This is a genomic window from Agarivorans sp. QJM3NY_25 (assembly GCF_050870875.2).
In the GTDB taxonomy this organism is placed as follows: domain Bacteria; phylum Pseudomonadota; class Gammaproteobacteria; order Enterobacterales; family Celerinatantimonadaceae; genus Agarivorans.
The window spans coordinates 3,983,843-3,996,264 of record NZ_CP194041.2; the positions used below are offsets into that span (position 1 = coordinate 3,983,843).

The 12,422-nt window shown below is 46.1% G+C and carries 13 protein-coding genes; 12 read left to right on the forward strand and 1 reads right to left on the reverse strand.

The window, feature by feature from the left end; all coding sequences use genetic code 11:
- Window positions 1-136 precede the first annotated feature (136 nt).
- The 3 genes from ACRRSW_RS18150 (at window position 137) to ACRRSW_RS18160 (ending at window position 3,262) form a co-directional block, all read left to right on the forward strand.
- Window positions 137-1,324: a hypothetical protein gene (locus tag ACRRSW_RS18150; protein ID WP_432460065.1), complete on the forward strand. Its 1,188-nt coding sequence runs from the start codon at window positions 137-139 to the stop codon at window positions 1,322-1,324.
- The gene (locus ACRRSW_RS18155) at window positions 1,321-2,346 is read left to right on the forward strand and encodes a sensor histidine kinase (protein WP_432460066.1); all 1,026 of its coding nucleotides are present in this window, start codon (window positions 1,321-1,323) and stop codon (window positions 2,344-2,346) included. Before ACRRSW_RS18150 ends, ACRRSW_RS18155 begins: the two co-directional genes overlap by 4 nt.
- A gap of 175 nt (window positions 2,347-2,521) precedes the next feature.
- Window positions 2,522-3,262: a LytR/AlgR family response regulator transcription factor gene (locus ACRRSW_RS18160; RefSeq protein WP_432460067.1), complete on the forward strand. Its 741-nt coding sequence runs from the start codon at window positions 2,522-2,524 to the stop codon at window positions 3,260-3,262.
- 58 nt (window positions 3,263-3,320) lie between these two features.
- Here ACRRSW_RS18160 and ACRRSW_RS18165 read toward each other — a convergent pair whose 3' ends face one another.
- Window positions 3,321-3,977 carry a cupin domain-containing protein gene (locus ACRRSW_RS18165; RefSeq protein WP_432461080.1) on the reverse strand — a complete coding sequence of 219 codons (657 nt, stop codon included), beginning with the start codon at window positions 3,975-3,977 and terminating at the stop codon, window positions 3,321-3,323.
- Window positions 3,978-4,226: 249 nt separating this feature from the next.
- On the opposite strand from ACRRSW_RS18165, the gene ACRRSW_RS18170 reads away from it, so the two are divergent.
- The 9 genes from ACRRSW_RS18170 (at window position 4,227) to ACRRSW_RS18210 (ending at window position 12,421) form a co-directional block, all read left to right on the forward strand.
- Entirely contained in the window at window positions 4,227-4,856 is a 630-nt protein-coding gene (locus ACRRSW_RS18170) for a hypothetical protein (RefSeq protein WP_432460068.1), read from the forward strand.
- Window positions 4,857-4,865: 9 nt separating this feature from the next.
- On the forward strand, window positions 4,866-5,552 hold the full coding sequence (locus tag ACRRSW_RS18175) for an ABC transporter ATP-binding protein (protein WP_432460069.1): 687 nt from the start codon (window positions 4,866-4,868) through the stop codon (window positions 5,550-5,552).
- A complete protein-coding gene (locus tag ACRRSW_RS18180) occupies window positions 5,540-6,754 on the forward strand; it encodes an ABC transporter permease (RefSeq protein WP_432460070.1) in 1,215 nt (404 codons plus the stop codon). Before ACRRSW_RS18175 ends, ACRRSW_RS18180 begins: the two co-directional genes overlap by 13 nt.
- The gene (locus ACRRSW_RS18185) at window positions 6,747-7,490 is read left to right on the forward strand and encodes an outer membrane lipoprotein-sorting protein (RefSeq protein ID WP_432460071.1); all 744 of its coding nucleotides are present in this window, start codon (window positions 6,747-6,749) and stop codon (window positions 7,488-7,490) included. The genes ACRRSW_RS18180 and ACRRSW_RS18185 overlap by 8 nt, the downstream gene beginning before the upstream one ends.
- Window positions 7,491-7,714: 224 nt before the next feature.
- The gene (locus ACRRSW_RS18190) at window positions 7,715-8,434 is read left to right on the forward strand and encodes a YebC/PmpR family DNA-binding transcriptional regulator (protein ID WP_432451832.1); all 720 of its coding nucleotides are present in this window, start codon (window positions 7,715-7,717) and stop codon (window positions 8,432-8,434) included.
- Window positions 8,435-8,706: 272 nt separating this feature from the next.
- Window positions 8,707-9,309: a 5-formyltetrahydrofolate cyclo-ligase gene (locus ACRRSW_RS18195; RefSeq protein WP_432460073.1), complete on the forward strand. Its 603-nt coding sequence runs from the start codon at window positions 8,707-8,709 to the stop codon at window positions 9,307-9,309.
- A 138-nt stretch (window positions 9,310-9,447) separates the two neighbouring features.
- Entirely contained in the window at window positions 9,448-10,101 is a 654-nt protein-coding gene (gene rpiA, locus ACRRSW_RS18200) for a ribose-5-phosphate isomerase RpiA (protein ID WP_432460074.1), read from the forward strand.
- 254 nt (window positions 10,102-10,355) lie between these two features.
- On the forward strand, window positions 10,356-11,585 hold the full coding sequence (gene serA / locus ACRRSW_RS18205) for a phosphoglycerate dehydrogenase (RefSeq protein WP_432451829.1): 1,230 nt from the start codon (window positions 10,356-10,358) through the stop codon (window positions 11,583-11,585).
- A gap of 176 nt (window positions 11,586-11,761) precedes the next feature.
- The gene (locus tag ACRRSW_RS18210; protein ID WP_432460075.1) at window positions 11,762-12,421 is read left to right on the forward strand and encodes a class I SAM-dependent methyltransferase; all 660 of its coding nucleotides are present in this window, start codon (window positions 11,762-11,764) and stop codon (window positions 12,419-12,421) included.
- The last annotated feature ends 1 nt before the right edge of the window (window position 12,422 follow it).

Consider the following 12,422-nt stretch of genomic DNA (forward strand, 5'->3'; position numbering starts at 1 on the left):
AGCGCAAGCCCTATCGATACCCATTTCGACTGATTATGCTCACTGGCACCAACTTCTTGTACGCAGGATAAGCCGCATTGTTCAGTCCCTTCCTTAAAACCATACTCAAAAATGAGTTTACTGGCGGCCATTCACGATGATGCGACTCAGTAAGCAGCGGGCTCAACAACTCTGCGCCTTAGCATTCTTCAGCGGGGCTCCTCATGCAGAAATGAACTGGCAACAGCATTGGCAGTTAGAAGCCGAGAGTGGTTATAGTCAAGCCTCAACCAGCCCCCTATTTGCTAGCCAGAATCAAACCTTTAACGATATGGCGCTGCGTTGGTTCCCTCAAACTAACCAGTGGCAGGCTCAGTTGGTTGCCCTCAAGCTAAACCAGCAAACACAATTACGAGTAGCCGAACTATTTTGGAGTGGCGAAGTTAAGGGAAAAGATTTGCTGATTGGCAAGCAAAGGCTCAACTTAGGTGTCGGTTACGGCTTTCGTCCCTTAGACATATTTTCGCCCTATCAACGTAATCCTATCGCCATTCAAATTGAGCAAGGACTTGCCGTTGTAAGTCTTAGCCAATTTAGCGATGCTGACGAGCTGTCCTTATTTTATACCGATGCCTATCTTAGCCATGATAGTGCAGCTTTCGCCCAGCGCGGGATCGGGATCCGCAATTATCGACTTACGGGTCATCAGGAATGGCAAGGTCTAGCGTATGTGGATAATCAGCGTGGATTAAACCTAGGTGGCAGCTGGATCACCACCTTAGGAGATGCTTGGGAACTGCACGCCGAATCTCGCTACCAACAGTATTACAGCCACATGATGAGCCGCCTTGATTTTCCCCCTTTGGAGAGACAAGCGGCGATTATTGAGCAGCAATTTGTAAATGGTTGGCAAACCTTATTTGGTATGACTTGGGCAAACTTAGTGGGTGATAATCTGATTATTGAGTATTGGTTTGATAACCGAGCCCTCAGCCTTCGGCAATGGCGAGCCGTGACCCAGCTAAGCCGTGACTTGCAAGTATTAGGCTCGCAATTTGATCCGCTACGCCTTTCGCAAGCGGCGGTATTTCAAGGAAAGAATCTAGTTCAACATAATTTGCTACTGCACTGGCACCGCGATCTGACAGACTGGCAGCCCGCCCTCGACCTACTATTCTCGCCAAGCGACGGCGGACTAATCAGCACTGCAAAAATCAACTATGAATTCAGTCAAGGTTGGACGCTAGGGGCTCAGCTGCGCTATCTTGGAGGCAAGAATGATGCGGTGTATCAACTATTGCCTGAGCGTTACATCGGCTTGATAAAATTAGAGGCACGCTTTTGAAGACTCAACCCTTTTATTCATTATTACGTTCGCTGTTGATTTGTGCGCTATTTTCACTACCGATCGCCTATATGACTCATGCAATTTGGGGTGGCCATTACTCGATGCATTATCGGATTGCAATGAGCTATAGTGTCGTTGGCACCTTCAGCAGTATGTTTGTGAGAGCTCGATTTCCAAAACTCTCTCATCTTTGGAGCTTCACCCTCAGTGCCACTCTCACCCTAAGCATCGGAAGCCTGCAAGTCTGGTATTGGATTAATCCTTATTACAGCAACATTGATTGGCCACTGATGCTAAAAATAATATTGATCTCTTTGGTCTTTATCAGTGTCGTGTACTACTATTTTTTTAGCCGAGAACAGAACTTAGCCATGCTCTCGGCGCTTCAGCAAGCCGAACTCGATAAAATTCGGGCTGAGCAAGCGCTCACCTTAAGCCAACTAAAACTCTTGCAAAGCCAAATTGAACCCCACTTTTTATTTAATACTTTAGCCAACTTAAAGGCGCTGATTGCACTCGATCCAGAGCAGGCTCAGCGACTCCTCGATACCTTGACCGAATTACTGAGGATCACCTTGAAGAAAAGCCGCCAAGCAAGCATTAGCGTCGCCGACGAACTGACTGGCATCCGAGCTTATTTAAGCATTCAACAGATCCGTTTAGGCGAGCGCTTAAGCTTTGCCATTGAACTCACCGATGGTGACTTAAGCCAAGCTCAGCTACCGCCAATGCTATTGCAACCCCTAGTAGAAAATGCGGTATTTCATGGCATCGAGCCTAAACCCGAAGGTGGTGAGGTACGAGTGAAAATAGCCATGTTGCAGCAACGCTGGCAGATTCAAGTTTGTGACAACGGGCTTGGCATCGATAACAAGCAACGACAAGGCAACGGACTTGCCTTGAATAACATTCGACAACGATTGGTCAGTCTTTACCCCGAAAATCAAGCAAGCTTGAGTTTAAGCGCTCAAACAGGCGGAGGCACTGTGGCCACTTTGGAATTTCCATGCGAGGCATAGTTGTTGCTAACAAGCCGCGACGGCGCTGCCACCTGAATAACGACAAGGTGCTCGCCGAGTGCTGGCCAGAGCTAAGTTATATGCGAGAGTACCCGACTCAGTCACATTGGTTCACAGCCCTAGCCGCTGATGGCATTGGCTCCCACTTGTGCTTAACCCTAGAACTGGAGTTTCTATGCGAGCCATAATTGTTGATGACGAACCGCTACTGCGTTTCCACTTGGATAAGATGCTTGCCGAGTGCTGGCCAGAACTTGAAATTGTGGATAAAGCAGGGGATGGTCCCAGTGCATTGGCGGCGGTCGAGCAATTAGGTGCCGACATCGTATTCTTAGATATTCGGATGCCAGGAATGAACGGAATAGAAGTCGCACAGCAGCTCAATCAACAAGCGGATCCTCCGCAGATTGTATTTACCACCGCCTTCGACCAATATGCGATTCAAGCCTTCGAGCAACAAGCCATTGATTACTTACTGAAACCAATCGATGAGCAACGACTGTTACGCACCTGCCAACGCTTGAAAGCACAAACCCGCAGCAAAAACACGTTTGACTTACCAGCTCTGGTCAGCGCTCTCGAACAAAAGCCGCAGTATCTACAATGGATCAGAGTCAATAAAGGAGAAACTTTAGAATTGGTGGCTGTTGACAATATCTTGGCTTTTATTGCCGAAGATAAGTACACCACGGTGCGCTGCCAACACGCAGAATATGTTATCCGCACCCCACTCAAAGAACTCATCAAACAACTTGAACCAGAACAGTTCTGGCAAATTCATCGCGCAAGCTTAGTGCGAGTGAGTGCCATTAAGCAGGTGAGCAGAAACTTACTTGGTAAGCTGAGCGTATGCCTGAGCGATGGTCATGAGTATCCGGTTAGCCGTAGTGCGCATCATCTGTTTAAGGCCATGTAGCGATGCTCACATCGGGTTTGTTATCGCACTTTAGCTTTCCCAAAGTGACGATGCCCTGCTAAGCATCCAGCCTTAGATGACCTCTTTTCACCAAAATAACCGTGTCTTGTTCGGCAAAAGGATGGTGTTCACTCAAGTGCGGGCTACGTAGCCAAGTATGTTGTGGGTAACGACCGTGTTCATCTTTCAACTCCCCGCTAACCACCAGCAATTCTTCGCCGCCAAAGTGATGGTGAGTCTTAATCACCTTACCTGCAGGGCATTTTACTAGCGCGACTTGCTGTTGTTCGAACTGATGTAAAGGCAGCACAGCAAAGCCACCGAAACCAGACAGCCAAGGCTCGAGATTACTATTGATCCGCACTTCACTAGTATCGGCCAGAGCAAATTGATTCAGCTTCACAAACAGAGTACAGCCCAACTGACTAAAAGGACGATGCTTGCTCCCCGGAGGATTTCGCAAATAAGTACCTGCCGGGTAGTCTCCCTGTTCATCAGAAAAAACCCCTTCCAGTACCAAAATTTCTTCACCTAAAGGATGCAGATGTTCGGCAAAATGAGACTTGGCTTGGTATTGAACAATACTGGTGACATGACCCGATTCTTTGGCCGCACGCTCCAAAGGTTTACGCAATACGCCTATCGATGGGCTAGTTTGCCAGGCCATTTGCTGGGTATTAATCGCCACCGCTTGGTTAAAGTCCATATTCAACATACTCGATCCTGTAAGTTGCTCATAAAACTTGCCCATTAGACTCAGCCTATTTCAACAAAAATGCAAGTATTAAACGATGCTAATTAGCAGCTAAACTAACTCGGGCCACCCGCCGAAACCTCCTACGCCCTTGGCGAAACCAAGATATAACCGCTCATCGCCTTGAACTGCAATTCATCGCAAAGCACTGTCCCCGAGTCGTCTCTCACTTAGGCTTAAACGGTCACTTTCCAATCCCAAGGATGAATCATGAAAAAACTAACGCTCGCAAGCCTATTACTCATCGTGAGTTACTCGGCCATGGCAGATTTAGAGCCACAATTACTAACTCGTTATTTTCAAGCCGCCCAAGGCGATTATTCTGAGTTGGAGCAACTCTATCAGGAAATGCAAACTGCTCAGCAAGGGCAACCCGGCGATGCATGGGCGCTGTTTTATTTGGGCGCAACGGAAACGCTAAAGGGTGATGATGCCTGGCTACCGTGGCGCAAACTTAATTTCACCGCAGATGGTTTGGCTCGAATGGACAAAGCCCTCAATATGATAGGCCCCAACCACTGGCAACAACAATATCGCAGCCTGCCACAAGCGCTGTATATGCAGGCAATGGCAGCCATTACCTATAGCAGCGTACCGCAATTTTTTAACTACCAAGAACGCGGCTTCGAGTTATTTCGCCAAGTCCTCGCGGATCCTCAATTACTGAACGCTCCCGGACAGGCCAGCACCTGGATCTACAGTTTTGCCATTGAAACGGCCCTCAAGCAAGACCAACAGCCACAGGCCCAAGCGTGGTTGAAGCAGCTGCGAGCCAGTGGCATCGATGACTCGTATAGCCAACAAGCCGAACAATTATATGCTCAATATAGCAAACGCTAAGGAGCTATCATGTTGCAACTCAACAATATCGCCAAGTCTTATCAAGCTGGACAAGTAAAGTGCCAAGCTTTATCGGGCGTCAACCTCCAGATCAAACACGGTGAAATGGTTGCCCTCTGCGGCCCATCGGGCTCTGGTAAGAGTACCTTATTGAACATCTGTGGCTTACTCGACTTGGCATATCAAGGTGAACTATATTTTGACGGCGAGCATCTTCACAACAATGCTCACCATTGTATGTTACTGCGCCGACAGCAGCTCGGCTTTATCTTTCAACGTTTTAATTTAGTGCCAGTGATGAGCGCCTATGAGAACGTGGAATACCCCTTATTACTCAACAAAATGAGTGCAGCCACTCGCCGCAAAAAGGTGTTACAGATCCTTGACGCCGTCGGTATGTCGTCTTTTACCCAGGCGAAACCCGAATGTTTATCGGGCGGTCAACAGCAACGCGTCGCCATCGCCCGAGCGCTGGTTCATCAACCTCGCTTGGTGATTGCCGATGAGCCAACCGCTAGTCTTGATAGCGTGAGTGCTCATCAGGTGATTGAATTGATGAAAAGCATCGGTAAAGCGCAACAAACCACCTTTGTAATCGCAACTCATGATAGCCGTATGAGTCTGCATTGTGAGCGACAAATACTACTTCACGATGGGCAAATACAAAGTGGGGGAGATCGCCAATGCGTCGCTTAAAACATGCGCTACTCAATGTACAACGTAATCGCCGTCGCAGCCTCATGTCACTACTCATAATTGCGATTGCGGTGTTTGCACTGCTCAGTGCCGGCGGTTTCGGTTTATTTACTTACCAATCTTTGGCCGAAGCCGCCGCTCGCGAAACTGGCCATCTTACTTTGTCTAATCGCCAATACCTAAGTCAACAAGAAGACTATTCTCTACAGTTTGGTTTAAACAATTGGCAAGCACAACGCGATAGCTTACTCAGTTTCGCCGCAATTAAGGCTGTACAACCGCGCATCGAATTTAGCGGTTTGATTAGCCACGGCGAGAAGTCTGCCATTTTTGTTGGTCAAGGAGTACTAGCCAGCGAGTTTAGCCAAAAAGGGCCATTTCTGACGCTAAAATCTGGCAAACTGCTCTCCGAAGCTGAAGATCCAACGCAGCCACAAATCTTACTTGGAGACACACTGGCAACTTACATGCGAGTTCAAGTCGGCGATTGGCTGACTTTACTCGCCACCACGAGCGAAGGTGCTTTGAATGCTTACGATTTTAAGGTGCAGGGCTTGGTGTCCACCGGCGTACCTGACTTGGATAAACGCTTGGTTTACACCTCTCTAAGCTTAAGCCAAGCCTTATTGGGCAGTGATAAAGTGAGCTTGATGTCGGTATTTGCCTTCGCTGATCAAGATATTCCAACTTTACAACGACAAGTGGAACAGCAATTTCCTAGCCTGTTGGTCAGGCCTTGGTGGCAGCAAGCTTTTTTTTATGATGCGGTACGCAACTTATATAACCGCATTTTCAGCGTATTGGGCCTAATAATGGGATTAGTGGTATTTGTTTCGTTATTTAATACGCTTAGCATGTCGGTCACCGAACGGACTCGCGAAATTGGCACCCTCGCCGCTTTAGGAACCGCCCCCTCCGAACAACTAAACGGTTTTGTCTTAGAAGCGGTGATATTGGCATTGTTTGGTGCAGCCCTCGGGATCTTGCTGAGCGCAGGGCTATCCCTAACGCTACTATTTGCCGATATTCAAATGCCCGCCCCCCCAGGACGTAGTGTTGGTTACCCCTTATTGATTCACTTTTCTTGGCCGCTCGCCGGCATCGTTGCCTTGAGCGTCGTATTGATCTGCAGCCTAGCTTCAGCCATTGCAGCCCGAAAAGGTCTAAAAAAACCGATTACAGAGGCTCTAATTTATGTTTAATTTATTGAAATATTGGTTATTTTTATGTTTGTTGCCATTTAATGCCGCCCATGCCGACAGCGAAATCCAGCAGCGTTTATTGCAAGCCGACTCTTATCGACTGCAAAGTCGTTCGGCCAAAGTAGTGACCATCGTGAGTCAATATAAGCACCAACAACGAACCAAGCAGCATCGCTATCATGTATATATTCGCCCAGAACAAAAGTCACTGGTGGTATTTAAAGCGTCAGCCGAACGCGGCCAAAAATTACTAATGTTGGGTGATAAATACTGGTTATTAATGCCCAATAGTCGACGGCCGATTCGCATAACTCCAATGCAAAAACTACTAGGCGAAGCCTCGGTTGGTGATATCTCGACGCTCACTTGGAGTGAATCTTATCGAGGCAAAATTGGCGACTCTGCCGAGCTCAATGGCAAACCCGCTATCAAACTACAATTGCAGGCTAAAACCAGTGGAGCCACTTATCAAAAAATAGAGCTGTGGGTGGAGCAAGCCAATAACTTTCCAGTTCAGGCCGATCTTTACTTAAGATCCGGGAAACTAGCCAAACAAGCCTATTTTAGTGCGGGTCAGCGCGATGGCAGAATCGTGGTACAAAGCATGACTCTGATAGATAGCATTCAAAGCTATAAAAGTACCCAGATTGACTATCAATCCGTCACCGACTATCGCTTAGCCGACAAATACTACAATCCAGCTTATCTCAGTAAACAATCATTAGATCAATTGTAAATTCACATTTTAGATTATTTTCACCCCACCGAGTCACCCGTTTATTCGAGTCTCTCGGTATTACTCTCCCGCCCCTCGCCTGTGAGGTATTTACAGTTAAATACCTCACGAATTAACAAGTTTAAGGACATTCTTCACCCAGAAACCTACCCAGCCCTTGTTCCCTGCGTTTCAGCTGGTAAAATCCCTCCCAGAATTTTTAAGTATCCGAGAAAGAGCAACCCATGGGCAGAAGTTTTGAAGTACGTAAGGCCTCGATGGCCAAAACCGCAGGTGCTAAGACCAAGGTTTATTCTAAATACAGTAAAGAAATCTATGTTATCGCTAAAAACGGCGGTGCCGATATCGACGCAAATCTGCAATTACGCAGTGTAATTGACCGCGCCAAGAAAGATCAGGTACCTAGCCATGTTATCGATAAAGCCATAGAGAAAGCGAAAGGTGGAGCAGGTGAAGATTACGTACCAGCCCGCTACGAAGGTTATGGCCCTGGCGGTTGTATGGTGATTGTTGACTGTTTAACCGATAATAACAGCCGTACCTTTACCGACGTTCGTCAAGCTTTTGTTAAAACCAAATCAAAAATTGGCAACCAAGGCAGCGTGGCTCACATGTTCGATCACCAAGCAATCTTTGCTTTTCAAGGTGACGACGAAGATGCCATTCTAGAAATCCTATTAATGGATGACGTAGAAGTCACTGACGTAGAGTGCGAAGACGGCATGATTACCGTGTTTGCTCCTCATACTGAGTACTTCAAAGTTAAAACTTCACTGATAACAGCGCTACCAGAACTAGAGTTTGAGATGGAAGAAATTAGCTTCATTCCGCAAAACTACACCAAAATTAGCGGTGATGATGTGGCGATGTTTGAAAAATTTCAAGCTATGTTGGACGACTGTGATGACGTACAAAACGTTTATCACAACGTGGAACTTGACTAATACCAATTGAAATCGGTTGATGATCAAAAGTTACCCGCTTAAGATCGACAAAACAAGGCTGAAATTGAAGTCACCATTACCGGACGCCCAATTTCAAAAACCATGCTTCTCGATTTTAACCTGCTCCTATGATCAGCATCTTGTTTCGCTCGGTATAAACTCAAGTGGACCAACCAAGCCTGATACACTCAGGCTTGGGGGACTTTAAAACTTGCTTCCCTCTGCATCTCATTGCACACTGAAACAATCTAATAGCAACTTAAGCCTTTGGTATGAGCAAACTTGATGCGGCGCAAGATCAGCAGTGGCGACAACAATTACGCCATCAGATCCGCCAACAGCGCGGCAGCTTAAGCCCCACCCAGCAGCAACAGGCCAGCCAAGCAATCCTCGAATACTTACAAGCGGATCCCACCCTAGTAAAACCACAACGAATCGCCTTATATTTAGCCTTTGATGGGGAACTGGATCTTTCATTAATTATCGACTGGTTGTGGCAGCAAAACAAACAAGTCTTTGTCCCTTTAGTCGACCCAAATACCAATGGAAACATGTGTTTTCATCACTATCATGCCAACACACTGATGCAACAAAACCGCTTTGGGATCGCCGAACCCATTTTTGACCCAGCGGCGGTCATTGCCGGCCAGCAATTAGAACTGATCTTAACCCCTTTGGTTGCTTTCGATGCCGAGGGAAATCGACTGGGTATGGGCGGTGGCTATTACGATCGTTTATTGGCGAATATAGAAACCGATCCCCCGCTGGTGGTTGGCTTGGCTCACGACTGCCAGCAAGTCGATGCAGTTCCTGTTCAGGTATGGGATCAGCCCTTAAAACGGATCCTCACCCCCAGCAAAGACTGGCGCTGGTAAGCGCCTAATTTAGCTCACCCGACGCGCAGCCTAAAAACAACAATCGACATTGGCGTTCACCTTTGTGCTTGGTTATACTGCGCGCCAAATAGCCAACTTATTGGCAAATTCTCACAACTATCGCTTCGGAGCATCGCAATGACACAAGATGAAATGAAAAAGGCCGCAGGCTGGGCCGCCTTAGATTACGTACAAAAAGACACGATTGTTGGTGTTGGCACGGGTTCTACGGTTAATCATTTTATTGATGCTCTCGCCACCATGAAGAATCAAATCATCGGTGCCGTATCCAGCTCTGAGGCATCAACCGAAAAACTATTGGCTTATGGCATTGAAGTATTCGACTTGAATAGCGTCGACCAATTGTCTATTTATGTCGATGGAGCCGACGAAATTAACGGCCAAAATCATATGATTAAAGGCGGTGGTGCGGCATTAACCCGAGAAAAAATTGTTGCAGCGGTCGCCGAAAAATTCATTTGTATCGTCGACAATACCAAACAAGTGGATGTTTTAGGTGAGTTTCCACTACCAGTAGAAGTGATCCCTATGGCTCGCAGCTATGTGGCGCGTGAATTGGTAAAACAGGGAGGCGATCCAGTATACCGTGAGGGAGTTGTCACCGATAACGGCAATGTTATCTTGGATGTACATAGTATGAAGATCATCAACCCGCTTGAAATGGAACGTGATATCAATGCTATTGCTGGTGTCGTGACCAATGGCTTGTTTGCCGCTCGCGGCGCAGATCATGTGGTGATTGGTACTCCAGAAGGCGCTCTAAAACGCTAAATAAGCAAGCGAACAAAAAAATGGGTGCTTTCTGCACTCCTTTTTTTGTGACATATTCCAACCAGTCTCAATTCGTCTCTAATTACTGCCAGCCAAGTACAAATATACCAAATATAAAACTATCAATCATGGCAAACTCAGTGTTTTAGCCGAAACATGAATAAATTTTGATGTAATAAAATTACATTCCCTAAGTGGTGCTTTTTTGCTAAATTTACTCGCTCAAGCGGTAACATGGGTTTTAGGAAGCAAACATGGCAAAGTATTCGTTAGGCAAGGAAAAAATTAAGGTTTTGTTATTAGAGGGTCTGCACCCGAGTTCATTACAGTCCTTTCAATTAGCTGGTTATGAGAATGTAGAAATGATCAAAACTTCGCTAGCAGAAGACGAACTGATAGAGAAAATCAAAGATGTTCATTTCATCGGTATTCGTTCTCGCACCAACCTCAACGAACGAGTGCTTGCCGCCGCGAATAAGTTAGTGGCGATTGGTTGTTTCTGTATTGGTACGAATCAGGTTGACTTAGCCGCCGCGCAAAAAAAGGGCGTTCCCGTATTTAATGCTCCCTTCTCTAATACCCGTAGCGTTGCCGAGTTGGTATTAGGTGAAATCATCTTATTGTTTCGCGGTATTCCAGAGAAAAACGCCAAAGCACACCGCGGCGAGTGGATCAAATCTGCGGATAATTCTTTTGAAGCTCGCGGTAAAAAATTGGGCATCATCGGTTATGGTCATATTGGCACCCAACTCGGGATCTTAGCTGAAACCCTAGGCATGCAAGTCTACTATTACGACATCGAAAGTAAGCTATCTTTGGGTAATGCAAGCCAAGTAAATGACTTAAACCAACTCTTGGCGATGAGTGATGTGGTTAGTTTACACGTGCCTGAAACCCCCCAAACCAAATACATGTTTGGAGAAGCTCAATTTGCAGCAATGAAGCAAAATTCAATTTTAATCAATGCTTCACGCGGTACTGTAGTCGATATCGAAGCGCTGGTTGCTGCTTTAGAAAGTAAAAAATTAGCCGGGGCAGCTGTCGATGTATTCCCAACCGAGCCAAAATCAAACAAAGAAGAATTTGTCTCTGCGCTACGTGACTTCGACAACGTCCTATTAAGCCCCCATGTTGGTGGTTCAACTCAGGAAGCCCAAGAGAATATCGGCATCGAAGTGGCTGCGAAACTAGCCAAGTACTCAGACAATGGTTCAACGCTGTCAGCGGTTAACTTCCCAGAAGTGGCTCTGCCTGAGCATACGGGCACCAGCCGCCTGTTACACATTCACCATAACCAACCGGGCGTATTAACCAAAATCAACTTAGCTTTTGCTGAAGATGCGATCAACATTGCTGCTCAATATCTACAAACCAATGCTAACATTGGTTACGTCGTAATTGATGTAGAAACAGCACAAGCAGATCAAGCGATAGCGAAACTAAAAGAAATTGAAGGTACAATACGCGCGCGTATTTTGCATTAATTTGATTCGCTAAGTCGCAAAAAAGCCAGTCTAAATGCTGGCTTTTTTTGTGCCTATAGAAAACCAGTCTAGGCAAATTACTTGTACAAGACTCAAATTGCTATATTCTTGGTGTACTCTGTTTCGTCACTTATCCTAGATAGCTGGCTTAGCCTTCTTAATCCCTTTGGATAATTATGACATCAGCACTGCGGCTTCGTTACCAAACTATCGAGTTTGGTAGTACCGACATTCACCTTTGCACCTTACGTGACAATCAGCAATTTAGCGACCCAGATGGTATCGCATTAAAATTAGGGATTTCGTCAGCCACTTGGCCATTATTTGGTATTGTTTGGCCTTCAAGCATGGTACTGGCCCATCATATTTCAGACTATCAAACAGGCAACAAACGCATTCTTGAGATAGGCTGTGGTATTGGACTTTCTAGTTTATTGCTTAATCAACAAAATGCCGATATTACCGCGACCGATTACCACCCCGAAGCAGAGTTTTTCTTGCAGCGCAACACCTTACTTAATGGAGATAAATCCATTGACTATCAACGAGTTGATTGGGCAGACAAGCGAGATCATTTAGGTCGGTTTGATTTAATCATCGGCAGTGATCTGCTTTATGAAGATGAGCATATTAAACTACTGGCAAATTTCATTGAAAACCATGCCAACCGTAAATGCGAAGTGATTTTAGTTGACCCCGGTCGAGGTCGAAAAAGTAAGCTGAGTCAATGTATGACCCAATATGGATACCTTAATACTCATGAAAAACCGCTACATACTGACTATTTAAATACGCCTTTTAAAGGGCACATCTTGAAGTTTTGGCGTGATAGTTAAA